Consider the following 23624-nt stretch of genomic DNA (forward strand, 5'->3'; position numbering starts at 1 on the left):
ACTCGATAACCACAACAAGACGGGGACGCGAGATGCTGATTGTTGGCCTTATTATCGTCGTGGCGGCACTGGTGTTTGCCACCGTGAAGCTGCGAGTCCACCCCTTCCTTGCCCTGTTGCTGGCGGCCTTCGTGATGGCACTGATCGGGGGTATTGCCCCGAAAGAGGCGATCAGCGTCATCAACGATGGCTTCGGCGGTACGCTCGGCTATATCGGGATCGTGATCGCGCTGGGTACGATCATCGGGGTGATCCTGGATCGCACCGGGGCGGCGATCGTGATGGCGGAGGCGATCATCCGGGCGCTGTCGGATCGATTCCCGAACCTTACGGCCACGATCATCGGCTACATCGTGTCCATCCCGGTGTTCTGCGACTCCGGCTACGTAATCCTGAACTCCCTGAAGAACGCGCTGGCGAAGAAGGCGGGCGTGTCCCTGGTGGCGATGAGTGTGGCACTGGCGACGGGTCTGTTCGCCACGCACAACTTCGTCCCGCCGACCCCGGGCCCGATCGCCGCGGCCAGCAACATCGGCATCGCCGATGCGCTAGGGCTGGTGATCCTGTTCGGCCTGTTGGTGGCCGCCGTGGCGGCGGCAGTGGGCTGGCTCTGGGCGAGCCGCTATACCCACGCGAACGACGACGAACTGCTCGAGCCGGACCCGATCGAGGAGGCGACTGGCCAGGAGGTGAAGAAGCCGGAGCCCGATCTGGCCCATCGCCCGTCCACCCTGGCGGCATTCATGCCGATCCTGGCGCCGATTGTACTGATCTCCATCGGTTCGATCGCGTCGCTGGCCACGCGCGATGCCGATCCCGGCATGTTCGCGGAGGGGCTGATCTTCCTCGGCCAGCCGGTGGTCGCCTTGGCGATTGGCGTGGTGTTCGCCCTGCTGCTGGTCAAGGGTGGTGACAAGCGCGGGCGTTTCCACCAGATGACGGTCGATGCGGTCCTGCTCGCGGCGCCGATCCTGCTGATCACTGGGGCCGGCGGCGCGTTTGGCTCCGTGCTGCAGGAGACCCCGATTGGTGACCAGCTCGGTGACATGCTGACCGGTCTTGGACTGGGGCTGTTGGTGCCGTTCCTGCTCGCGGCTGCGCTGAAGTCGGCCCAGGGTTCGTCGACGGTTGCGCTGGTGGCCGCCTCGAGCATGGTGGCACCACTGCTGCCCTCGCTGGGCCTGGACTCCGACATGGGCATGGTGCTGGCGGTGATGGCGGTCGGTGCCGGCGCTATGACTGTCTCCCACGCGAACGACAGCTTCTTCTGGGTGGTGACCCAGTTCAGCCGCATGAAGGTGTCGACCGCCTACAAGGCCTATACGACCGCCACGCTGTTGCAGGGTGTGAGCGCGATGATCGTGATCTACCTGCTGGGGCTCGTCTTTGTCTGAGCTGAGGCGGGTCGTGCTGTGTCCGGACAGCTTCAAGGGCAGTCTGGATGCGGCAGACGTGGCCCAGGCGATGGCTCGCGGTGTACATGCCGCGAGTCCATCCACCCGCATCCGGGCGTTGCCGATGGCGGATGGAGGAGAAGGGACGGCGGAACTGGTCAGCCATACCATGGGTTGGGCCTGGCATTTGTCCGATGTCCGTGATCCGCGTGGGCAGCATGTCTCGGCGGGCTGGGGGTGCGATGCCGTCACCCGACGCGCGGTGATTGATGTCGCCTCGGCCTGTGGGCTGGACCTGGTGCCCGAGGCCGAGCGCGATCCGTGGAGGCTCGATACCCGCGGCGTGGGGCAGCTGATCCTTGCCGCCCTGGATGCCGGTGCCCGGCATGTGCTGATCGGCCTCGGGGGCAGCGGCACGGTGGATGGCGGTGCCGGGATGCTGCACGCACTGGGGGTCCGCTTTCGGGACCGAGATGGGGCCGAGCTGGATCCTGTCCCGGACCGGCTGGAGCACCTGGAAAGTGCCGATTTCTCTGGTCTGGAGCCACGGCTTGCGGGACTCCGCATCACGGTGCTGAACGATGTCGACAACCCGTTGACGGGCAACCGGGGTGCTGCGGCGGTGTTCGGCCCGCAAAAGGGCCTGGCCACGAAAGACGTGCCACGCATGGATGCCTACATGGAGCGGCTGGAACGCGCGATTGACGAGGCGGGGGAGTTGCGCCGCCCGGGCGCCATGCCCGGGGCGGGGGCTGCCGGCGGACTGGGCTTTGCACTGGCCTGTGTCCTGCGCGGGCAGTCACGCATGGGGGCGGTGTACCTGGCGGATCTGATCGATCTCGATGCGGCGATCGCCGGGAGCGATCTGGTGATCACGGGCGAGGGGCAGGTCGACGGCCAGACCGCGCATGGCAAGGTCGTGGCCGAGGTGGTTCGGCGGGCACGGCGCTGCTGTGTGCCGGTCGTCGCCGTGGCCGGTTCGATCGATGCCACCCCGGAGGAACTCGAGGCGGTGGGGCTCGCCGACGCGCGCGCCCTTTGTGATGGCACGATCACGCTGGAGCAGGCGATGGGCGAGCCCGGGCGCTGGATCATGGAGCGTACGCGCGCACTGGTGGAGGCGCGAGGGGCGCGATCGGTCTAACGAACGGATAACAACGGGCGGTCCGTGGCCTGGCCATCCATGGCACTATGCGGTACCGAACGCACAGGGGCGCGTCGTGCCTGATTGGAAACCCAGAACCAGGAGCAAATGGACGCGATGGCGCCGTGCGGTCATGCCTGTCCTGCTGGCGGTGTCCCTGTGCCTGCCCGCCGGGGCCGGCGCGGATGATCCCCTGCGCATAGGGCTGTACGAGAACGTGCCCAAGGTCGGCACGGGTGACGATGGGGCGGCAGGGGGCGTGTTCGTCGAGTTGCTGGACGCCATCGCGCGACGCGAGCACTGGCGGCTGGAGTATGTCTCGTGCGAGTGGTCGGCCTGTCTGGAGGCCCTGGAGGCGGGCGAGATCGACCTGATGCCGGATGTCGCGCTGACGCCGGAGCGGCGCGAGAGCCTCGCGTTTCACTCGATCCCGGTGGCTCAGGCATGGAGCCAGGTGCTGGCGCCGATCGATTCGGGGCTGGATCGCATCGAAGCGCTGGAAGGCCTCCGCCTTGCGGTGCTCGATGGATCGATTCAATACGACTACCTGCGCGAGTACGCACTGGACACCGGCCTGGACTGGACCCTTGTGACCCGTGGCGACATGGAATCCGTGCTGGCTGCTGTCGCGTCGGGCGATGCCGACGTGGCGATCACAAACAACTTCTATGCGCGGCGTCATGCACGCCAGCATATGCTGGTGGAAACCCCCGTCACCTTCGACCAGGTCGGTCTTTACTACGCCGCTGCTCCTGGGCGGCAGGATGACCGACTGGAGGTGATCGACGCCTACCTCCAGCGCTGGAAGGGCGACGCGGGGTCGCCCTATCAGCACGCGATGGAGCAGGCACTGGAACCACCCCTCGGGGAGGGGGAAATCCCGACGTGGGCCTGGTCGGCGCTGGCGTCCGCCGCAATGATCGCACTCGTCCTGGGGCTGATGGCGGTCTGGTTGCGACGCACCGTGCGCGCGCAGACACGTGCCCTGCGCGAGGCCAATCAGCGTCTCGAACACCTGCTCGAGAGTGGACCGGTCGTGCTCTATCAACTCAATGCGCTGGATTTCAAGCCGCTTTGGGTGAGTGGCAACTTCGCGCGGCTGTTTGGATTCAATTCCAGGGTGGCGCTGCAGCCGGGCTGGTGGGAGCAGCAAGTCCATCCGGAGGACCGGGCCACGGCCATGCGCGAGAACCGGCGTTTGCAGGAGGAACGCCACATGGTCCGTGAACTGCGCCTGTTCGATGGCTGGGGCAAGCTGCGCCATATTCGCGACGAGATGCGGATCATTCCCGGCGGCAATCAGGGACAGCGCGGGGCCGAGGTGGTCGGCAGCTGGACGGATCTCACCGCCAGCATGGAGCAGAAAGAAGCGCTGCGGCAGATGGCCCATTACGACGCGCGTACCGGCCTCCCGAACCGCGTGCTGTTGCACGACCGGCTGGGACACACCCTGGAACGCGCGATGGCCGATGGTCTTGCGCGCTGGGTGGTGCTGATCGACCTGGATCGCTTCCGCAATGTCAACGAGACCCTGGGAACATCGGCGGGCGACCGCGTGCTGGAAGGTTTGGCGGAACGGCTTGGGGGGTTACTGGGGCCGCAGGATACGGTGTCTCGCGTAGGAGCAGACGAGTTCTGCCTGATTATCGAAAACCCGCCGATGGATGGCGGCGCCGAGGCCTTCCTCGAGCAGCTGCTGGAAACCTTGCGCGAACCCTGCGCCATCGGTGGGCGTGCGCTGGTCACCACGGCGAGCGTCGGGCTGGCGACGTTCCCCGAACATGGCAACACGCGTGACGAATTGTTGACCGCCGCGGAACTCGCAATGGCGGCCTCGCGCAGCGTTGGCGGGGACACCTGGCATGTCTACGAGCCCGGAATGGGGGCGCAGACGGAACATCGTCTGTTCCTGGAAAACGACCTGCGTAGCGCCATCGCCAACGACGAGCTGCTGCTCTACTTTCAGCCGCAGCTGGAGATGCAGTCGGGCCGGCTGGTGGGGATGGAGGCGCTGGTGCGCTGGCGTCATCCACAGCGCGGCATGGTATCTCCGGCGGAATTCATCCCGCTGGCGGAAGAAACCGGGATGATCCAGGCCATTGATCGCTGGGTCTTGAACGCGGCCTGTGCCCAGCTGGCGCATTGGGACCAGGACGGCCGAGGCGTGCCGACCGTGGCCGTGAACCTGTCCGCGCGCGAGCTGCATGACGAAACTCTGGTGGCGGCGATCCAGGAGATCCTGGAGCACCACGGTCTGGAGCCCGACCGGCTGGAGCTGGAACTGACCGAGACCATGATGATGGAGCAGCCAGAGCGGGCGCTGGCCGTGCTGCACCGCCTGGAAACGCTCGGCGTGACACTGGCCATGGATGACTTCGGTGCGGGCTATTCCAACCTGGCGCATCTGCGTCGCTTGCCGCTGCGGCGGCTGAAGATCGACCAGTCACTGGTCCGCGATATCGGGCACTCGCGCAACAACGAATCGATTATCCGCGCCATCATTGCCCTGGCGGACGCACTGGGGCTGGACCTGATTGCCGAGGGTGTGGAAGAAGCGGGCCAGCAAGCGTTCCTGCTACGCGAGGGCTGCCGTTTCGGGCAGGGCTACCTGCTGGGCCGCCCGGCCCCGGCCGATAATGCCTTGCAAGGCATTGGCGCATAGTCTGCTGCGAGGGCGGGACGGGACCGCAAACCGGATTCAGGATCGGGCAGTTCGACGCCCGAAGTCGGATTCCGCCTGTAGCAGGTCCGCGAGGGGGGAAGGGTGCCCGAACAGGAAGCCCTGCATCATCGGGCAGCCAAGGCGGCGCAGATACTCCTGCTGGGCTGCGGTCTCCACGCCCTCCGCGACGATGTTCATCTGCAGGCCGCGTGCCATCGATACGATCGCGTTAACGATACAGGCCTCCCCGTCGGTACAGATGGTGAGGGTGAAGCTGCGATCAATCTTCAGGGTGTGGACCGGCAGCTTCTGCAGATAGCTCAGCGACGAATAACCGGTGCCGAAGTCATCCACCGCCACCTGGACGCCCGCCTCGCACAGGCGGTTGAGTTTGGCCACGGTATCGTGGGTGTCGCTCATCAACAGGCTTTCGGTGATCTCGATCTCCAGCAGTTCTGCGGGGAAGCCGGTCTCGACCAGCAGTCCCAGTACGCCGTCGACAAAGTCGTCGCGCTCGATCAGCACCGGTGACAGGTTCACCGCCAGACGCAGGTTGGGTACGTGTTGATGGGCTTTGCGTATGTCGCCGAGGGCGTTGCGCAGGGTCGCGCGATCGAGGTCGACGATCAGACGTGTGTCTTCGGCGACCGGGATGAATTCGGCTGGGCCCAGCATGCCGCGATCGGGGTGATTCCAGCGAACCAACGCCTCGACGCCCAGGAGCTGTCCTGTCTCGCCATCGACCTGCGGCTGGTAGAGGATGTGGAACTCTTCGCGCTCCAGGGCCTTGCGCAGGTCCTGCTCCAATTGCAGGCGGTGTGGCGTGTTGCCATGCATCTCCGGTGCGAACAGGCGGATGCCGTTCTTGCCCGTGTTCTTTTCCCGGTACATCGCGATGTCGGCATGCCGGATCAGGGTCTCGAGCGTGTCGCCCCCCTCGGGGTAGATCGCGATCCCGATGCTGGCCCCGACATACAACTCGTGGTCGCCCCCCAGGTGGAACGGTTCATTGAGGCTTTCGAGGATCTTTTCGGCTACATCAACCGCGGCCTCCTGGCGGCTGATCTGAGGGAGCAGCAGGGTAAATTCGTCGCCGCCGAAGCGCGACAGCGTATCCCCTTTGCGAATGCAGCCCAGCAGGCGCTGGGCGACGGCCTGCAGCAGGCGGTCGCCGATGGTGTGCCCCAGCGAATCGTTGATGACCTTGAAGCGGTTGAGGTCGATGAACATCACGGCCAGGGGGTGACCCTGGCGCTGTGCCTGGGCGATGGCCACATCGACCCGGTCGCGGAACAGGGCACGATTGGGCAGGCGCGTAAGCAGGTCGTGGTAGGCCTGAAAGTTGATGAAGGCTTCTGACTCTTTGCGGTCGGTGATGTCGCGGGCAGTCCCGTAGATCAGGGTCTCGCCTGTATCGTCGCTGGCCGCCGTCGGCCAGACCGCGACCTCGAAATAGCGCCGGGTGCGGGCCATCTCCCGCGGCTTGAGCGCGAGCTCCACGGAGCGGATGTGGGCATGGCTGCGCCCGGCCTGCTCGAAGAAGTACTCCGCCTTCTCGTGGTCGTCGGTTTCGACCAGATCCAGGACACGGGTGTCCAGCAGGTCCTGACGGGAATAGCCGAGCAACTCGTGGACGCGCGAATTCACGAAACGAAACCGACCGTCGCGGTCCAGGATGAACACGATGTCCGGAGAGTTGTTGACGATCAGCCGGTGCAGGCGCTCGGAACGCTCCAGGCGTGCCCGCATGTGGCGGTTGGCGTCTTCCAGGTCTTTTTTGTGCAGGGCATTGCGGACGGTCGCCAGCAGCTCGTCGGGCTGGTAGGGCTTTTTCAGGTAGTCGGAGGCCCCGTCGCGCAGGGCGCCGGCGACATCGTCCACCGAGGTGTTGCCGCTGATGACCACCACAGGGACCGCGAGCCCGGCGGCCTGGATGAAGCGCAGGACATCACGCCCCCCCAGTTCCGGCATGCACAGATCGAGCAGCAGGAGATCGGGCGGATCCCGCCGCAGGGCCTCGATAGCGCTGCCGCCGCCCGGCGCGGTTTCCACGTTGAACGTTTGTAGTTCCAGCAGCTGGCGCACGCTTTCCAGAAGGCGCGGGTCGTCGTCGACGACGAGGATGCGAGGGGTCTGTGGTGTGCCGGGTTCGTTCATGTGCGGCTCCCGCCGTGGTCTCGCATCATCGCGGGGGCTATCCCTGTCCCGCCCCGAGGGCTCCGGTTTCGGCCTCGCGATGGGGGAGCCGAATCTCGAACCGCGTTCCTTCGCGGTCGCTGTCGCACTGGATGTGAGCGCCGATCTCGTCCGCCAGGCGGCGGACAATACTCAGGCCTAGCCCGGCGTGCCCCTCGCCCTTGTGCGACTCCACCGGCCGATAATGGGCCGCGCGGACCTCCGGGGGAAGCCCGGGGCCGTCGTCGGCGACCACCAGTGCCACCACGCTGGTCCCATTGAAGCTCTCGGGGTCACGGGTCTGCAGCCGAATGACGCCCCCCGGCTGCAGGGCCTCGGCGGCGTTTTTGAGCAGGTTCGTCAGAATCTGGCGCACATGGTCGCTGGAGACAGACAAGGGCGGATCGCCGGGTGCCAGATCCAGTTCCAGGCGGATGCCCCGCGTGTGGCAAAGAGAGCGGTCCACGATGTCGGCCACGTCCTGGACCAGCCGATTAAGCGAGGATGGCGGTCCGTCCACTGCCTGGTCGGGTTCCTTTAGACGCAGCAGGATGCGGCCGACGCGATCAATCTCCTCCTTGATCAGGGCCAGTTCCTGGCTGGCCTCGTGCTCATCGCCCAGCTTTGTGTTCAACACACCCAGATAATTCTGGATGATGCTGAGGGGGTTGCCCGCCTCGTGCAGCGTCTCGCGGATTCGCTCCTGCGTCGTATCGTCGGTGTGCGCTTGCTCGGGCGGGTCGGACTGCGAGGTGCACAGCGCGCGTGCAATCTCTCGCGCCAGGGCCCGGACAAATCCGGTTCGGGGTTCCAGGGTCTGGGCACGTTCTCGGTCCAGTCCCAGGATCAGCACCCCTGCGGGCGAGGAGTTGGCATCCGCCAGCAGAGGGAATGCCCAGATCACCTCGGCACCGCAGAGCCGGAACAACTGCTGGTCGATGACCGGTGTAGGTGTCTCGCCATCGGGTTTGTGCTGGCGCATCTCGCGGTCCAGCAGGGTGTCGGTCACAAGGCTCCGTCCGGGCAACAAGGGCAGGGTGAAGTCGGGCTCGTCTTCCTCACCGAGCCAGGCGGAGACCGAGGCACCGTCCGCGTCTGTCAGGAACATCAGGCTGTGCTCGACACCCAGGGTGAGAAACAGCGTTCGCTGGGCGGCCAGACAATGTTCTCGGGGGGTCCGCGAGGCGCGAAGCTCGCCGGACAGCCGCTCCAGCTCGGTGAGGTCGCGGACACGCATCCCCAGCGCCTCGCGCGCCGCCTGATCGGGGTGATGTGCCTCGATATTCGCGGTTTCGGCTCCCGCGTCCAGCTCAATACCCAGGGAACCGGCAACCCGGGTGACATCGTCTTCGATGCGGTTGCGCAGTTCCCGGGTCAGGCCGTCATTGAGCCCAAACAGGTCGTGGGCGGCTGCCAGGGCCGGGTCGCCGATGGCGTCGGGTGGTTCGTCGCCAAGTCGGCTGGCGAGATGGACAATCTTCACTAGGTGGTGTGCATCGCGCACTTGTGCCGTGGGTTCGAGGTGGAAACGCACCGCATCGGTGACGAAGCCGTCCAGGCCCCATTGGTCCAGGTGTTCGGCGGCCAGTGCTGCATGGTGTTGACCGTAGGTCGCCTGTTCACGGGAGACCAGCTCGCGGTGGTCGCCGCTGGCCTCGAGCAGCGGCCAGTAGCGCGCTTCGTCGGACGCCAGTCGCATCAGCTTGCCGAGATCAACCAGAAGCCCTGACAGATACGCCTCTTCGGGCCGTGGGTGGCGTGTCAGGGAGGCGAGGACCTGGCCGAGCATGGCGGTGGTCAGCGCACGGCGCCAGATGGTCCGAAGCGTGCTGGTGCGCTTGGGCTGGTAGCGGCCGAAAAGCTGCTGGATCGCGGCGGTCAGGGCGAGGCTGCGCACGGTGTCCAGCCCCAGGCTGAAAAGGGCTCTATCGATGGTGCGACACGGCGAGCCGCGGTAATAGAACGGGGAGTTGGCTGCCGCGAGGAGGCGTGTGGTCATGCCGGTGTCGCGCAGAATGGCACGGCTGAGGGCCTCGAAATCGGCCTCCGCCGCCTGGCCCGCATCGAGAACGGACGTCAGGGCCTGTGGCAGGCTGGGGATGGTTTCGGTTGCCGTATGCGCCGTGGCCATGCTTCTCCCCGGGACCCGAGAGGGTGCCCTTGTATTGCCCCGATCCGTTGCTGCGTCGCGGCTTCTCGCCCTGGTTCCCGACTATACTGCTGGGACTTGCGTTGCGCCAGCGATTCCAGTAGACGAGACGTTAGGCGTGCGTGAGGCCTATCCCGTGAGGCCACTTCGGAGGCAGGAAGCTTTGAAGCCCATGATCGACAGGCAGTCCGGCACGGCTCGCGTCCAGTCAGCTCAGCCGCGTGTCCTGACAGTGACCAGCGGCAAGGGCGGGGTGGGCAAGTCCAGTATCGCGGTCAACCTCGGGATTACCCTGGCCCGGGCGGGGCGCCGGGTCTGCATCCTGGATGCCGACACGGGGCTTGCCAACGTGAACATCCTGCTGGGGCTGCACCCGCAAAAGGGGCTGGCCGAGGTCCTGACGGGGGAGTGTCCGGTCGAGGATGTCCTTCTCGAGGGCCCCCATGGCCTGAAAGTCATCCCGGGGGCCTCGGGTATCCGCGATTGCGTGGAGTTGTCGGCGGCCCGACAGCGGCGGCTGGTGACCGAGCTGGCGCGGATCGAGCAGCATTTCGATGACCTGATCCTGGATACCGCTGCGGGGATTGGCGATACCACCCTGGATTTCGTCGCCGCCGGACATCAAGTGCTGCTGGTCATTACGCCGGAGCCGACCTCGCTCACCGATGCCTTTTCGTTGCTGAAGGTCGCGCTACGGCGGTATCCGCTCACCTGTCAGGTGGTCGTGAACATGGTGGCCGACATCAGTGAGGCGCGGGCGGTGTATCAGCGCTTCAGTGGTGCGGTGGAGAAGTATCTGAAGATCTCGGTGGGCTTTCTCGGGTTCATTCAGCGCGACGAGAGCCTGCGTGCGGCGGTGACCCTGCAGCACCCCGTAGCGATGTTCTCGGAGCATGATCCGTCAGTACGTCCGTTTCAGCGGCTGGCACAGGCCTTGAACGATCTCTCCTGGGACCCCTCGAGCCAGGCCTCGTTCAGCCGTTTCTGGTTCCGGCATCTATTGCGCAAACCCGCATCGAGCGAGCCAGTGGCGGTTGACGCCGGGGCGGATGACACCCCGTCGGAGCGGCTGCTTGCCGAACGGGGTGGCACTCCGGATGTGGAAGTCCCGGCACCGGAGTCCGGCAGTGAGGTGAAGAAGCGGTTCGAGGCCCTGCGGCGGGAGTTCCGTGCCCTGGCGAGCGCGGTCGACGAGCCCTGCGCGCTGGCCGAGTGGATCCAGACGCTGGAGGCCGATTATCGCGATCGCTTTGGCATCCCCGCGGTGGATCCGGAGGCGCTGATCGAATGGCTGCTCGAGCACCCTGAGACCTCCGAAGACGTACTCGAGCGCATCGGCGCGCGTCTGGAACAGGCAACCCGCGGAGAGGATGCCGCTTGCCCGGAGCCGCCCGAAAACGTGGTGACGCCCGACTTTGGCCGCTACGGCCCTCTGGCGGCGAGCGAGCGCCCAACGCCGATCCCGAAACCCGATGCCATACACCGGGTGGATGTGGCGGTGTTCGGCTCGCAGCAGGACCTGTTGCAGTGGTTGCGCGATTCCCGCGACGAGGGACAGCTACTGATCGAGCAGCTTGAACGGCGCGGGGACGGTGTAGCCCCGTCCCCGCCCATCGGCAACCCGAACGGCGATGATTCGACCGATCCGTCTTCCGGGCTACTTGGGCCCGAGGAGGAGCCAGGCGATCAGCCCCGCCACTGGCAGGAACAGCAGGATCAGAATCCACAGTAGCTTGACCATTGGCCCAGCCGGGCTTTGCGCGGTGCGGACGATGGCCCAGATCACGATGATCAGCCAGATCAGACCGAGAATTCCGGTGACTTCGATACCCATGGGGGCTCCTTGTCGGCGCGAGTGCCGTGTCCGTTGAGCGTAGCACCATGGCATGCGGCCGGGGGCACGGCCAATCGAAAAGCGGTGGAGTGTGTTGCGCTTCGCCGAACCGGCTATGCTGCGGAACTTCTCTCGAATCGACGATCGGTGAGCATGAAGATATGGGTAGACGCGGACGCCTGTCCCGCGGTGATCAAGGAGATTCTTTTCCGGGCGGCCAACCGCACTCAGGTGCCGCTGACCCTGGTGGCCAATCAGCCGCTGCGCACCCCACCGTCGAAATGGATCGATGCCATTCAGGTGGGTGCCGGCTTCGACGTGGCCGACAACGAGATCGTGCGGCGGCTGGAGTCGGGGGACCTGGTGATCACCGCCGACATCCCGCTGGCGGCCGAGGCCATTGCCAAGGGCGCCCAGGCCCTGAATCCGCGCGGCGAGCTGTATACCGAGGGGACGATCCGCGAGCGCCTCAGCATGCGCGATTTCATGGAGACCCTGCGCTCCAGCGGCGTGGATACGGGCGGTCCCGCCGCCTTCAGCCAGGCCGATCGCCAGGCCTTCGCCAACCAGCTCGACCGCTTGCTGACCCGTCAGGCAAAAGCCCGGTAGGCGGCTCGTTCAGCGTTTCCCAAGTGGGGTCGGCAGGTCGTCGATGCTGACCGCATTCTTTTCCTCCCAGTAGCGTTCCAGGCCCTCGGGGCCCTTGCGTTCGCTCCACTCGGTCAGGGTGGGGCGTGGCTGGAGTTCGCCTTCGGGTACGCCGAAGCCACAGGAGGTCTGAATGCGGTGGATCTCGATGTCGATGATCTGCCGCGTTCCCGGATGTGCAGGGAACGCGCTGTACAGGGACTCCCAGGCGCCATCGGTCGGGAGCACGGTTCGCCCGCGGCCGTATAGCCGGAGAATCTTCGGTTTTCCGGAAAAGGCACAGAACATCAGCGTAATGCGGCCGTTTTCGGCCAGATGGGCGGAGGTCTCGTTGCCGGAGCCGGTCAGGTCGAGATAGGCCGCGCGGCGAGGACCCAGGACGCGCAGGGTGTCCAGCCCCTTGGGAGACAGGTTCACGTGGCCGTCGGCCGCGAGCGGGGCGGAGCCCACGAAATAAACCGGCTGTTCGAGGATGAAGCCCGTGAGTCGTTCGTCGAGGGCAGGGAAGGTCTTGGCCATTGGCATTACCGGCTTGATTGGGGTGAATCGAGACGTTGAAGGCAGGTTTCGGTACCCTCGCGAGCGTACTACAACGTTGCTTCGGCCCGGAGATTCACATGAGACATTCGCTGCGCCCCCTGCTCCTGACGCCCATCCTGGTGGTGGGGCTTACCGCCTGCGGGGGTGGTGAGCGTGTGTCCGAGGTAACGCTGGCCCAGTTGGCGGGTGCGGCGGGCGAATTCAACGGTGAGCTGGTGCAGACCGAGGGCGTGGTCAAGCGCTTTGACGAGGACCCCGAACGCTACCACTACTGGCTGGAAGACGAGGATGTGAACCGCGTGGCGGTCGAGCCTCACGACGAGGTATCGGATCGGCTGGGGGAACATATCCGCGTGGTCGGGCGCTTCAGCTACCACCCGGAAGAAGGCCGCCTGATCGAGATCGACCCGGCCGCAACGGCAGCCCTGGATGCGACGCCTTAGGGACAGTGTTTCCCAAGATGGAGATTCGCTGGGCGGCAAGTTGAAGCCCAACCACAAGGCCCTGGAGGAGAGATGAGCGAGTGGATCGACGTGGCACCGGTCGACAGTATCGCGGACGGTGAACATCGTCTGGTAGATACGGCGGGAACCGAGGTTGCGATCTTCAACCTCGACGGCGAGTTCTTCGCGGTCGAAAACCTCTGCACGCACGAAGAAGTCCCCATCGCCGATGGCGAGCTCGACGATGACTGTATCACCTGCCCTTTGCACGAGGCCCAGTTCTGCCTGCGCACCGGCGAGGTGATGGAGCCCCCGGCGGAGGACCCGCTGACCCGTTTCCCGACTCGCGTGCATGGCGGCATGGTTCAGGTGGGTTCCGAGCCGCTGGACGACTAACTCTCCAGTTAACCTCCCGCGCTACGGTGCAAAATAGCAACTTGTGGCTGTTTTGCCGCTTTCTGACCTGTACACTGGCCGATTAACACTGGGCTAACGGCCGCGCCGCGGCCGGTCGCGAAGGCAGGGCGCATGGCGGGAAAGGACTCCAGAGAACAGGGAAACTACCAGGACGACACGGCGATCTGGAGCGGTCTGTCGGGGCTGTCCGAGGCACAGCGTTCCGAGCTGGCAGCCGGTGTCGCCCCGCGCGTGGTCGATCACCTGGATCAATGCATGGAGTGGGTCGCGACCGAATGGAGCGCCGGACGCGTCTGGGGCGACCAGGAAAGTGATGCGGTCGAATGGGCCAACCAGTTGCATGGCTACCAGTACGTACTGCGGCGCGAGTTCGAGGAGGCACTGAACCGCGACCTGCGCACCACCACCTATCCGCCCGAATACGATTTCTCCGGCACGCGCTATGCGGGTGGTGATTCCGGGCTGCAAGTGCTCGACGACTACCAGTCCACCCGGCGCTCCCTGCGGCACAAGCTCGAGGGCGTGATCCGCGAGCACAACCGCTACTCCTACTACATGTTCCAGCAGGCCGCGCGCGAGGAGCACCGCTTCGAGCACCCGGGCTGGGCGCCCTGGTCTCCGCTGCACTGGTACGAACGGGTGATCGAGGCCGCCGAACGGCAGTTCGGCCGCACGGCCATGACCCTGGACCTGATGCGGGCCTACGTGAAGTGCATGGGGCGCACAGGCGCCCCGATGCTGGCCTTCGTGGTGGAGACGATTGACGAGTGCGGGCTGGTGACCGAGCCGCCTCGCAGTCCGGAGGCGCACGAGTCGGAAAGCGTGCCCCAGCAACGCGCGAGCTGGGCCCACTACACCGCGGGCAGCCCGCCGCGATCCGCCTCCGAATCAACTGCCGGCGGAGACCCGGCGACGCTGGGGCTGGGGGCGGCGGGCTCCAGCGGGACACGCGAAATGCCCGCGCCGGATGCCGACCCCACCGCCTGGGCCCTGTGGGCCCGCGCCCTGGTGCAGGCCCAGGGGTTGCCCGCCAGTTCGCCGCATGCGGCCGGCGTGCCGGATGGGGCCGGCTCCGGGGCTGGGGGCGCGGGCGGCGAGCGTGTGGCCCCGGAATCAGCGGAATTCTCGCGCGAGTCCTTGACCCCGTTCATCCTCGATCTGTTGCAGGGGATGTTTGATCACATCTTTCGGCAGGTCGGGTTCAACTCGCGCGTGCGTGCGGCCATTGCCGACATGCAGTTCTCCCTGGCGCGCGTGGTCATCCGTGATCTCTCGTTCTTCCGCGATCGCTCGCACCCGTTACGCCTGTGGATCGGCAGCCTGATCAACACCGGCGTGCGTGTCAGCCCGGATGACCAGGCCGAGGGCAACGACGCCATCGAGGCCTACCTGCAGCATATCCAGCAGTCGGTCAATCGGCTGCGCCACGAAGCCGACAGCATGGACCGTGATGCCGCGCAGGCCCTGGTGGACGACTGGCTGGCGGCGATCGAGGAAGAGGATGCGCGCTGGCAGGAGCTGCAGGATCCCCATATCGATCCACTGCGCCAGGAGGAGCGCGCCGCGCGCGCGCGGCGCAGCCTGACCATCTGCGTGCTGGAGACCGGCGCGGAGCTGCCGGAACGTTCGGCTGAGCAGATCGCCGAGGCCTGGGAAGACCTGCTGGCCGCCGATGGTGACTCGGCCGAACGGCTGGACCAGGTGGTCAAGGACGTGGCCAAGGCCATCTGCAACCGCGCGACCCCGCAGGAGGTCAACCCGATGGTGCAGCGCATTGTGGCGACCGCGCGCGAGGCCGGGGTCTCCGAGGAGCGCGTGAAGGCCGTGGTGCAGCACTTGGGGCAGGCCCATCTGCAGCGGATCCGGGCCTCAGGAGACGAGCCGCGCTTTGACCCGCAGGAGCGCATTCGGGCGCGCCGTTCCGTCCGCTTCGAGGACGACGATCCGGACCTGCTGGCGGACCAGGACGACCCCTATGTGTTCGAGGCCTCGCGGGTACAGGTCGGGGACTGGTTCGAGTTCATCGACAAGGCGACCGGCGAGACCCAGCGCATGGCGCTGGTCTGGCGCGGGGAGGCCACGCGCCGCTTCCTGTTCCTGTCGCTGGATGGCGTGACCAGCCGTCGCCACAGCCTGCAGGGTGTGGCCCACGAGATGCGCGAGGGCCGCATGCGCGCGCTACCCCGAGACAACCCCCTCGACGCGATGATCCGCTAGCGCCAGCAGGGCCTTCGGGCGGGTTGTGGGAGCGGGCTCGCCCGCGAAGCCTCGGTCCACGCCTTCATCTGGCGCATTCCCCATCCCCCGGGCAGTAACGCAGCGCCAGCACGGTAATGTCATCCGCCTGTGTAGCACCATCCGCGAAACGCTCGACGGACTCGAGCACCGCGTCGACTTGCTGTCGTGCTGGCTGGGATGCGATCTCCCCGTACAAGGCGAATAGCCGATCCTCGCCGTACAGCTTCTGCTCCCCGTCCGCTGCCTCGGTCACCCCGTCGGTATACAGCAGCAACGCATCACCGGGCGCCAGGCGGACGGTCTGCACCGGGTACTCCATGTCTTCCATCGCCCCCAGTACCAGGCCCGGCGGCAGCTTCAGCCAGTCGTAGGTGCCATCGGCGCGGTGGATCAACGGCGGGTTGTGGCCGGCGTTGGCAAAGTGGACCTCGCCGGTGCCCAGGTCCAGCACCCCGCACAGGTAGGTCACGAACATGCCGTTGTCGTTGTTCAGGCACAGCTCGTTGTTGACTCGGGTCAGGATCTCGCCCGGGTCGCGCGGGTCCTGCTCGGCGATACCCTTGACCAGCGTCTTGGTCACGGCCATGAACAACGCGGCGGGAACGCCCTTGTCGGAGACATCGCCGACCGCGAAGAACAGGGCGTTGTGCTCGCGCAGCGGGAAGAAGTCGTAGAGATCCCCGCCGACCTCCTTGGCCGGGATCAGGCGCGCCGCGAGGTCGATACCTACATCCAGGTCGGACAGGTCCAGCCGCTTGGGCAGGAAGCTCATCTGGATGTTGCGTGCGATCTTCAGCTCGCTCTCCATGCGCTCCTTGGCGGCGGTGGTCGCGGTCAGGTCGTTGATGTAGTCCTTCAGCGACAGGCGCATCTCGTCCAGCGAATGGGCGAGCTGGCCCACCTCGTCGCCGGTGCGGATCGGCGGCAGCGGGCGGTCCAGATTGCCGCGGGCGATCTCGCCGGCGCTGCTCGCCAGGCCCTTCAGCGGGCGGGTGATGCCGCGCGAGATGCCGATGATGGTGCCGAGCAGGATGAAGAAGCCGATCGCGGCGATGATCAGCACCCAGTGCATCACCCGCAGGATATCCCCGAACAGTTCGCGCTCGGGGATGATCACGCCCACCGCCCAGTTCGCCTCGGGCAGGCGCACGTGATAGAGCCGGGCGGGTTCCTCCAGCAGGGCCTCCGGCACGCGGGAGAAGCCTTCGTCGGTTTGCTGGATGCGCCGTCCGAGTTCGCGCAGTTCCGGCTCGCCCAGGGTTTCGGCCAGGCTGAACAGGCTCTCGCGCATGATCCAGTCGCGCTGTGGATAGGTGATAAAGCGCGTACGCGGGCTGACCAGAAATGCGAAGCCGCTGTCGAAGATCTCCACCTCGTCCACGCGCGCGGTCAGGGCTGGCAGTTCGATGTCCATGGTCACGATCCCGCGCAGTGCCTCGGCGTCGTCGGGGTCGAAGAACGGGCGCGAGTAGGTGGTGATCAGGCGGTTGGGGTCGGCGGCCGATGGAAAGGGCTCGGTCCAGAAGCCGCTGCGCGTGAGCGCCGGGATCTGGTACCAGTCCCGGGTAAAGTAGTCGAAGTCGTCGCCGCCCAGGTGCATGCGCGCGATGCCGTTGGGCGTCTCGTAGGAGAATGGGCCGTAGTAGCGCTCGTCGGGGTCGGCGGCATAGGGCTCGTAGGTCACGGCGGCGCCCTGGACCGCGTCCGACTGGAGCGTCACGTTGTCCAGCACGGGAAACAGGCCGTCGGGTCGAATCTGTCCCGAATTCAGGGCGCTGGCGAGGCCCTGTGCCGACCCGGCCACCTCGTTCAGTGACGAGCGGATGCGGTTGGCCGTCGCGTGGGTCAGCTCGCGCGCCTGGTCCTCGGCGTGCTCCAGCATGATATCGCGCACCATCAGGTACAGCGCGCCGGAGGAGATGAAGAAGATCGACCCGGTCGTCAGCAGGGTGACCAGGGCGAGGCGGACGGCGAGGCTCTTGCGGCCGTTCATTGCGTCACGTCCTGGTGAAACTGTTCGTACGGCACCGGCTCCCATTCCAGGTGCCCCAGGTTGCGCATCAGACTGACGGCCAGCTGGTAGTCCTGCCGATCCAGGTGCGGACCGCGGAGCGCCTCGTCTTCCAGATACAGCGGGTGCAGCGCCTCCAGCATCAGACGCTGGTGCGCCCGATTGGTCGGCTCGCCGGCCTGGATGACGCGATCCATCACCGCGTCCACTGCGGCGTCCGGATGGGCAAACGCGTACTCCCAGCCCCGCAGTGAGACCTCGACGAACGTGCGGACGGCTTCGGGGCGTTCGCGCAATGTCGACTCCAGGACATAGATCCCGTCCTCGGCCAGGCCCACGCCGTGATCCTCCAGTGGCATCACCTCGATCTCGTCCGGATCCAGACCGCTGAGATACAGCTCCACCAGTTCGTTGTAGCGCGTGGCGGTGGCGGCCGCGACCGCGCCGGTGCGCAATGCGGCCATCGTCGCCCCCTGGTCGACCGTGTCGGGGTGCACCCCGTAGGTGCGGAACAACGCCTCCGGCTGAAGGCTGAAGCTGGCCCAGCGCGAGACGCGCTGCCCGTCCAGGTCTTCGGGCACCAGGATCCCGGACTCCGCCAGCGATACCAGCACCAGAGAGGAGTCCTGGATCAGTTGTGCTACGTTGACCACGTCTACGCCCTGTTCACGCAATTCCAGGGCCTGGGTGAGGTAGAGCAGAGCCACATCGGCCTCCTGGCGGGCCAGCGTGGCGGGGGCGGGGTGCTCCGCGCCGTGCGGGAGTATTTCCAGCTCCAGTCCGGCGTCCTGGTACCACCCCATCTCCTTGGCCAGGTAAAAGCCGGCGAACTGCGCCTGGGGGACCCAGTGCGGCTGAAAACGCAGGGTCTGCGTGTCGGCCAGCGCGGTGTTGGCGCAAAGGAGCAGGACAGCCGCCAGGGCCAGTACGCGGCGCATGCCGGCGCCCGGGCCCTGGGCCGCAGAATTGGGGAATCGTGCGTATGCAGCGTCCATGGGGAGGGAGTCGGCCGTGGGGGGTCTTAGACGGCGACAGCATACCGAGGTGTTCCTGCGGGCGCATCCAGTCGTGCGCTAGCCGTCAGGCGGGCGTTATTCGGGCGTCGCGGTGGCGCCAGAGAAGCGGTTGGGAGTGGCCGCGGGGCCGACGTTCGCGGGTTGCGCGTTGGCTGGGGGGGCTGTGGGTGGGGTTGGCGCTGGCCATCCTCGCGCCGTTCACGGCCGGTGCGTCCTCGCCCCCGTCCGCGGCCGATATCGGCACCCCGATCCCGATCGCGCAGCAATCGGCGCCCGATACACTGCGCTCTGGCTGGTTCGAGCGTCCCCCGTATCAGGCCGGTTCCGACAGCGCATCCCGGGCATCCCCGGCCGGGCTCGACGTGCGGGTCGCGCAGGAGGCGCTGGCCGGTGTCGGGCATGGCGCCGAGTTCACGCCGCTTTCCTGGAACGACCAGCTCGCCGCACTGCGCCACGGCGCGATCGACTTCGTCATCGGCAGCTATTTTGATTCCGGTCGCCTCGACTATGCGCAGTACTCGCAACCCTACCGTCAGGAACGCAACGCCCTCTATGTGCGCGCCGGCGAGCGTGGTGATTATTCATTCGAGGATCGCGCCGGCCTGGTCCAGGCGGTTCGCGACGGAGACTTCCGGCTGGGGGTGACCACCGGCTATGCCTACGCCTCCAGCGAACTGGCCGATCTGGTCGCGGATCCGGGGGAGGCCGCGCGCCTGTACCCCGCTGCCGGTGACGAGGCCCATATCCAGGCGCTGATCGAGGGTCGGATCGACGGCTTTGTCGCGGACCCCGTGATCGTGGACCTGCTGCTGGCGCGGACGGGTCGCGCCCGCGAGATCCAGACGCATCCGCTGGACCTGGGGACCGTCGGCGTGCGCGTGATGTTCTCCCGTGCCACCGTTCCCGAGTCCTTCGTCGAGAACTTCAACGCGCAGTTGCAGGCGCTGGGGGACAGCCGCCGGATGGCCGCGCTGGAAGTCGAGCATGTGCTGCCCGCGTTTCTCTCGATGGCTACCAGCGAGACCTGGTTCAATACGCTCACCCTGCTGGGGATTCTCGCGTTCTCCGCCTCCGGGCTGATCCTCGCCCGGCGCGAACGCTACAACCTGTTCGGTGCCCTGGTCCTGGCCTCGCTGCCGGCCATCGGTGGCGGCGTGCTGCGCGATCTGCTGCTGGGCCGCGACCCGATCTTCATCTTCGAGACGCCGGAGTTTCTGCTGGTCCCGATCGTGGTCGTGGTAGTCGGGTTCGTGCTGTACAAGCTGCATGACCATGTGCTGGTGCGCTGGCATCTCGTCCAGGAACTCCTGGCGCGGCAGCAGAAGGGATTGGGCGGGCGCGTAGTGGGGAATCTGCAGCGGGGTCTGGATGCCTGGGCCGTGGCCTCGTTCACCGTGATCGGCGTCGGGGTGGCGGTCGAATCGCAGGCCAGCCCGCTGTGGCTCTGGGGCCCGGTGATGGCCGTGGTGACCGCCTCGTTCGGCGTGATCATGCGCGATGTGGTGCGCTCGGACTTCAACATCGACATGCTCAAGCGCGACTCCTTCGCCGAGATCTCGGTCCTGGGCGGCATTCTCTATTCGCTGATCCTGCTCTGGCCCCCGGTGGAGCTGAGCCTCGGATTCATCCTGATCGCCACGCATGCGGTGATCGTGCTGCTGTTCCTGGCGCGCTTGGGCGTTCTCTACTGGGGCCGTCCCAACCCGTTGCAGATGGGGGATCCGCATACCCTGCCGGAACGGCGCCTCGAGGCACTGGCGCAGCGCGAACCGGAGGCCTGGTCCAGTCTGACCGGCTACCTCACCGAGGATAACGAGGGGCGGGCCCGCCCGGCCGGCCCCGGGGAGCTGGAACGCCTGCACAAGGACTTCGAATACCTGCTGCAGCCGGTGTTCGCCGAGCTGGACCGGCTGGCGGGCGAGCCCCTGCTGGAGGCCGCCGCGCGCCGGCATGAGGCCCTGCGTGATCGCTTCCGGCTGGTCGCCCGCCTGGAGCAGCAGATGTATGAGCACCTGCGCGCGACTGTGACGGATATGGAGACCGCGTCCGACGAGGTGGCGTGGGCCCTGGAGGGTCGTGTTCTCGAGGCCCTGCGGGGATTGCTGGATGCCGCGACCATGGCCGTGAACTCAAGGGATCGCGACGACCTGGCCTGGCTGCGCGACATGACGGCCAATCAGCGCAGCCGCTTCGACGCCCTGCGCGCCCGCTACCTCGACCCCGATCATTTCCAGCCCGGGGGTGCACTGGACCGCGTGCTGCAGCGCACCCACCGCGTGGAGCGCATGCTCTGGATGCTGGCCGAGTACGCGGAGCGGCGGCTGGAACCGACGCTGAGCCCGGTTCAGGGTGATCGGCGTGCACTGCAGCGGCGTTTCCTGCGCGCCGGCTGATTGCCTGGTCGGTGGTTTACTGAGTTGCGGCCAACTGGCGGGTGCGCAGGTGCGTGGCGCCGATCACCGCGGCCGGCACCAGCAGCAGGTTCACCATGGGCACCATCGCCAGCAGCGTGGTCCCGGCGCCGAATGCGAGGGTCTGCAGGCGGCGCTCGCGCAGGCGCCGGCGCACCGTATCGAATGACAGGCCGTCGTTGGCCAGCGGGACCTCCATGAACTCCACCGCCAGCACCCAGCTGCCATAGAGGAACCAGGCGGCGGGCGCGAGCAGGTTGAGCCCCGGAACGAAGGTGATGATCAGCACCGGGATCAGCAGCAGGGCGTAATACCCGAGCTTGCGCGCCGCAGTGGCCAGTGCATGTATGGATTCCGCGGTCAGCGAGCGCGGCGCGGCCAGCGGCGGATGGCCCAGGCCTTCGGCTGTGCGATAGGCGAGCGGCCCGGAGAAGGGGCTGGCCACGATCGCGGCCAGGGCCACGGCGGATATCCCGATCACCAGCAGCAGGAACAGGGCGAACAGCGGCCACAGCAGCCAGGCCAGCCAGTCCAGGGTCTGCGGCAGCCAGGCGGCGAGCAGGGCGTCAAAGCCCACCGCCGCGGCTGCGACCAGCGCCCCCACCAGCAGGACATTGATGATCAGCGGAATGATCACGAGCCCGCGCAGGGCGGGCTCGCGGACGCGTGTCAGGCCCCGGAACGGGGCGAGGAACGCGTAAAGCGGCGAGAGGGGTCTTGCCCGCTGGTTCAGCGGCGGGCCCCGAACAACGTCAGGACCAGACCCACTGCGGCCATGATGCCGCCACCGATCAGGTACATGCGAGTGTCGTCCGTGTAGCGTCCGGTGAAGGTCTCGTGCAGCTCTTCACCCAGGCTTTCGGTCGCGTTGTAGCCCATCACCAGCAGGATGACGCCACCCACCAGCAGGGCGATTCCGAGAATACGGCTCCAGTGCATGTCTACGTCCTTTCTTGTTGTGGTTCTTTGCCTGAATGTAGCACCGATCACAGGCGCTGGCGGTGACGTATCCAGAGAAACGCGAGTCTCCCCGGTTGCGTAGGAGGCCAGCCCCCAGGCCGATGGGGCGTGTCTGGAGTCGTATCGCGCAGTGGGCTGCGCTCCTACAGGGGGTGTCTTGCGTAGGAGGCCAGCCCTCTGGCCGATGGGGCCTGTCCGGCGTCGCATCGCGGAGGGGGCTGCGCTCCTACAGGGGTGTATCTTGCTTAGGAGGCCAGCCCTCTGGCCGATCGCCGTTGGCTTCAGCGAGAAGGCGAGAAGGCCTCCAGTCCCATGCCGATGCGCGCCAGCCGAGCGGCGCCGTGTGCGGCGTCGTCGTTGTCCGCGGCCATCACCGGGATCTCCAGGATGCGCTCGCGGATGCGCGTCCACGTGGGGTTCGCGGCACCGCCACCGAGCGTGATCACGCGCTCCACGCGCGGTGCCCCAAGCTCCGTCAGGCGCCGGTAGCCATCACGCTCGATGCGCGCGATGCCTTCGAACAGCCCCTGGAGAAAGCGCGCGTCGTCATCCGGGCGCGGCGTCAGGCGTGGCTCCAGTTCCGGATCACTGATCGGAAAGCGCTCGCCGCGCCGGGGCAGGGGCAGGTAATCGAGACCCGTGTCCGTATCCGGGTCCATTTGCTCGCTCAGCCGCTTCAGCGAGTCGTCGTCGAAATGCTGGCGCAGGACCGCGCCGCCGCTGTTCGAGGCGCCACCGACCAGCCACTGGCCGAACAGGTGATGGCTGTAGATCCCCAGTTCAGGCGCAAACACGGGCTCCGAGGAGAGTTGCTTGATCACCATGGTCGAACCCAGGCTGGTCACGCCGGTGCGGTCGTCCTCCACACCGGAGGCGAGAAAGCCGGCGATGCTGTCGGTGGTCCCGGCGATCACCCGCGAGGCCGGGTTCAGCCCCAGGTGCTGCGCCATCTCCGGCGCAATCGGCCCCAGGTTTGTGCCCGCCGGCACGACCTCCGGCAGCAGGTTGGCATCCGTGGTCAGGATGTCCTCCAGCCAGTCCGGCCAGCCCTGCCAGAGGGCGTCGTAGCCAAGCTTCAGCGCATTGTTCTCGTCCATCACGTCAAAGCGCCCGCGCAGGCGCCCGGCAATCCAGTCGGCCTGATGCAGCACGCGCCGCACCCCGGAGAGGCTCTCGTGGCGGCGCACCCACAGCAGCTTCGCGGCCGAGGAGCTGGGGCTGTGTACGGCCGATCCACTGGGCGCGACCCCGGCGAGGATCGCGGTCATGTCGGTGGCGCGGGCGTCGTTGTACATCATCGCCGGGCGCACCGGCCGGCCGTCGGCATCCAGGAACAACAGCGTGGCGGAGGTGCCGTCCACCGCGATCGCGACGGGTTCGCCCTTCAGGTGCTCGGCGGCCTCGCGCAGCAGTTCCCGCACGAGGGTCCACCACTGCGCGGGGTCCTGCTCCGCGATGCCGTCTCCGTCCGTCTCCGACTCCGGAAGCTCGCGCTCGGCCGAGTACACCCGCGCGCCGTCCGGATCCACCAGCGCCAGGCGGATGCCGGAGGTCCCCAGGTCGAGGCCGATCGCGTGCATGG

The 23624-nt window shown here is 66.7% G+C and carries 18 protein-coding genes; 9 read left to right on the plus strand and 9 right to left on the minus strand.

Annotated features, from left to right (window positions below; translation table 11 throughout):
- Positions 1-32 precede the first annotated feature (32 nt).
- The 3 genes from C936_RS0109380 (at position 33) to C936_RS0109390 (ending at position 5200) form a co-directional block, all read left to right on the plus strand.
- Entirely contained in the window at positions 33-1394 is a 1362-nt protein-coding gene (locus C936_RS0109380; protein ID WP_018138533.1) for a GntP family permease, read from the plus strand.
- Between the two features lie 13 nt (positions 1395-1407).
- On the plus strand, positions 1408-2538 hold the full coding sequence (locus C936_RS0109385) for a glycerate kinase (protein WP_018174034.1): 1131 nt from the start codon (positions 1408-1410) through the stop codon (positions 2536-2538).
- Positions 2539-2671: 133 nt separating this feature from the next.
- The gene (locus C936_RS0109390) at positions 2672-5200 is read left to right on the plus strand and encodes an EAL domain-containing protein (protein ID WP_018648936.1); all 2529 of its coding nucleotides are present in this window, start codon (positions 2672-2674) and stop codon (positions 5198-5200) included.
- Between the two features lie 36 nt (positions 5201-5236).
- Here the strand turns inward: C936_RS0109390 and C936_RS0109395 are convergent, their stop codons facing one another.
- Entirely contained in the window at positions 5237-7357 is a 2121-nt protein-coding gene (locus tag C936_RS0109395) for an EAL domain-containing protein (RefSeq protein ID WP_018174036.1), read from the minus strand.
- Between the two features lie 37 nt (positions 7358-7394).
- Positions 7395-9506, minus strand: coding sequence for an HDOD domain-containing protein (locus C936_RS0109400; RefSeq protein WP_018174037.1), 2112 nt, complete (start codon positions 9504-9506; stop codon positions 7395-7397).
- A gap of 190 nt (positions 9507-9696) precedes the next feature.
- Between C936_RS0109400 and C936_RS0109405 the strand changes: the two genes are divergently transcribed.
- Positions 9697-11256 carry a MinD/ParA family protein gene (locus C936_RS0109405; protein ID WP_018174038.1) on the plus strand — a complete coding sequence of 520 codons (1560 nt, stop codon included), beginning with the start codon at positions 9697-9699 and terminating at the stop codon, positions 11254-11256.
- Here C936_RS0109405 and C936_RS14645 read toward each other — a convergent pair.
- Complete coding sequence (locus C936_RS14645; RefSeq protein WP_012982968.1) at positions 11182-11358, minus strand: PLDc N-terminal domain-containing protein; 177 nt, start codon at positions 11356-11358, stop codon at positions 11182-11184. The genes C936_RS0109405 and C936_RS14645 overlap by 75 nt on opposite strands.
- 153 nt (positions 11359-11511) lie before the next feature.
- Between C936_RS14645 and C936_RS0109410 the strand changes: the two genes are divergently transcribed.
- Positions 11512-11967 carry a YaiI/YqxD family protein gene (locus C936_RS0109410; protein WP_018138539.1) on the plus strand — a complete coding sequence of 152 codons (456 nt, stop codon included), beginning with the start codon at positions 11512-11514 and terminating at the stop codon, positions 11965-11967.
- A 9-nt stretch (positions 11968-11976) separates the two neighbouring features.
- Here C936_RS0109410 and C936_RS0109415 read toward each other — a convergent pair whose 3' ends face one another.
- The gene (locus C936_RS0109415; protein WP_018174039.1) at positions 11977-12525 is read right to left on the minus strand and encodes a pyridoxamine 5'-phosphate oxidase family protein; all 549 of its coding nucleotides are present in this window, start codon (positions 12523-12525) and stop codon (positions 11977-11979) included.
- A 98-nt stretch (positions 12526-12623) separates the two neighbouring features.
- Here C936_RS0109415 and C936_RS0109420 point away from each other — a divergent pair, with 98 nt between their 5' ends.
- The 3 genes from C936_RS0109420 (at position 12624) to C936_RS0109430 (ending at position 15623) form a co-directional block, all read left to right on the plus strand.
- The gene (locus C936_RS0109420; RefSeq protein WP_018174040.1) at positions 12624-12989 is read left to right on the plus strand and encodes a hypothetical protein; all 366 of its coding nucleotides are present in this window, start codon (positions 12624-12626) and stop codon (positions 12987-12989) included.
- 72 nt (positions 12990-13061) lie between these two features.
- Positions 13062-13385: a non-heme iron oxygenase ferredoxin subunit gene (locus C936_RS0109425; RefSeq protein WP_012982964.1), complete on the plus strand. Its 324-nt coding sequence runs from the start codon at positions 13062-13064 to the stop codon at positions 13383-13385.
- A 132-nt stretch (positions 13386-13517) separates the two neighbouring features.
- Complete coding sequence (locus tag C936_RS0109430; protein ID WP_018648935.1) at positions 13518-15623, plus strand: DUF1631 family protein; 2106 nt, start codon at positions 13518-13520, stop codon at positions 15621-15623.
- 64 nt (positions 15624-15687) lie between these two features.
- Here the strand turns inward: C936_RS0109430 and C936_RS0109435 are convergent, their stop codons facing one another.
- Both C936_RS0109435 and C936_RS0109440 read right to left on the minus strand, forming a co-directional pair.
- Entirely contained in the window at positions 15688-17637 is a 1950-nt protein-coding gene (locus C936_RS0109435; RefSeq protein WP_018648934.1) for a SpoIIE family protein phosphatase, read from the minus strand.
- On the minus strand, positions 17634-18593 hold the full coding sequence (locus tag C936_RS0109440; RefSeq protein WP_018174043.1) for an ABC transporter substrate-binding protein: 960 nt from the start codon (positions 18591-18593) through the stop codon (positions 17634-17636). Before C936_RS0109440 ends, C936_RS0109435 begins: the two co-directional genes overlap by 4 nt.
- 245 nt (positions 18594-18838) lie before the next feature.
- On the opposite strand from C936_RS0109440, the gene C936_RS0109445 reads away from it, so the two are divergent.
- Positions 18839-21064 (plus strand): TRIC cation channel family protein, encoded by a 2226-nt coding sequence (locus C936_RS0109445; protein WP_018174044.1) that lies wholly within the window; start codon positions 18839-18841, stop codon positions 21062-21064.
- A 16-nt stretch (positions 21065-21080) separates the two neighbouring features.
- Here the strand turns inward: C936_RS0109445 and cysZ are convergent, their stop codons facing one another.
- The 3 genes from cysZ to C936_RS0109460 all read right to left on the minus strand — a co-directional run bounded on the left by cysZ (position 21081) and on the right by C936_RS0109460 (position 23622).
- Positions 21081-21755 (minus strand): sulfate transporter CysZ, encoded by a 675-nt coding sequence (cysZ, locus tag C936_RS0109450; protein ID WP_051074793.1) that lies wholly within the window; start codon positions 21753-21755, stop codon positions 21081-21083.
- Between the two features lie 56 nt (positions 21756-21811).
- Positions 21812-22021, minus strand: a complete 210-nt coding sequence (locus tag C936_RS0109455; RefSeq protein WP_018138546.1) for a DUF3185 family protein — start codon at positions 22019-22021, stop codon at positions 21812-21814.
- Positions 22022-22323: 302 nt separating this feature from the next.
- The gene (locus C936_RS0109460) at positions 22324-23622 is read right to left on the minus strand and encodes an FGGY-family carbohydrate kinase (protein ID WP_018648933.1); all 1299 of its coding nucleotides are present in this window, start codon (positions 23620-23622) and stop codon (positions 22324-22326) included.
- Positions 23623-23624 lie beyond the last annotated feature (2 nt).

This window comes from Thioalkalivibrio sp. ALJ4, assembly GCF_000377225.1.
Classification (GTDB): domain Bacteria; phylum Pseudomonadota; class Gammaproteobacteria; order Ectothiorhodospirales; family Ectothiorhodospiraceae; genus Thioalkalivibrio.

What these genes read in the sequence shown, in the direction of transcription:
- C936_RS0109405 (WP_018174038.1), top strand. Translation starts at nt 9,697, where the DNA reads ATGATCGACAGGCAGTCCGGCACGGCTCGCGTCCAGTCAGCTCAGCCG.
- C936_RS0109455 (WP_018138546.1), bottom strand. Translation starts at nt 22,021, where the DNA reads ATGCACTGGAGCCGTATTCTCGGAATCGCCCTGCTGGTGGGTGGCGTC.
- C936_RS0109440 (WP_018174043.1), bottom strand. Translation starts at nt 18,593, where the DNA reads ATGCGCCGCGTACTGGCCCTGGCGGCTGTCCTGCTCCTTTGCGCCAAC.
- C936_RS0109400 (WP_018174037.1), bottom strand. Translation starts at nt 9,506, where the DNA reads ATGGCCACGGCGCATACGGCAACCGAAACCATCCCCAGCCTGCCACAG.
- C936_RS0109435 (WP_018648934.1), bottom strand. Translation starts at nt 17,637, where the DNA reads ATGAACGGCCGCAAGAGCCTCGCCGTCCGCCTCGCCCTGGTCACCCTG.
- C936_RS0109415 (WP_018174039.1), bottom strand. Translation starts at nt 12,525, where the DNA reads ATGGCCAAGACCTTCCCTGCCCTCGACGAACGACTCACGGGCTTCATC.
- C936_RS0109430 (WP_018648935.1), top strand. Translation starts at nt 13,518, where the DNA reads ATGGCGGGAAAGGACTCCAGAGAACAGGGAAACTACCAGGACGACACG.
- C936_RS0109380 (WP_018138533.1), top strand. Translation starts at nt 33, where the DNA reads ATGCTGATTGTTGGCCTTATTATCGTCGTGGCGGCACTGGTGTTTGCC.
- C936_RS0109390 (WP_018648936.1), top strand. Translation starts at nt 2,672, where the DNA reads ATGCCTGTCCTGCTGGCGGTGTCCCTGTGCCTGCCCGCCGGGGCCGGC.
- C936_RS14645 (WP_012982968.1), bottom strand. Translation starts at nt 11,358, where the DNA reads ATGGGTATCGAAGTCACCGGAATTCTCGGTCTGATCTGGCTGATCATC.
- C936_RS0109420 (WP_018174040.1), top strand. Translation starts at nt 12,624, where the DNA reads ATGAGACATTCGCTGCGCCCCCTGCTCCTGACGCCCATCCTGGTGGTG.
- C936_RS0109460 (WP_018648933.1), bottom strand. Translation starts at nt 23,622, where the DNA reads ATGCACGCGATCGGCCTCGACCTGGGGACCTCCGGCATCCGCCTGGCG.
- C936_RS0109425 (WP_012982964.1), top strand. Translation starts at nt 13,062, where the DNA reads ATGAGCGAGTGGATCGACGTGGCACCGGTCGACAGTATCGCGGACGGT.
- C936_RS0109410 (WP_018138539.1), top strand. Translation starts at nt 11,512, where the DNA reads ATGAAGATATGGGTAGACGCGGACGCCTGTCCCGCGGTGATCAAGGAG.
- C936_RS0109395 (WP_018174036.1), bottom strand. Translation starts at nt 7,357, where the DNA reads ATGAACGAACCCGGCACACCACAGACCCCTCGCATCCTCGTCGTCGAC.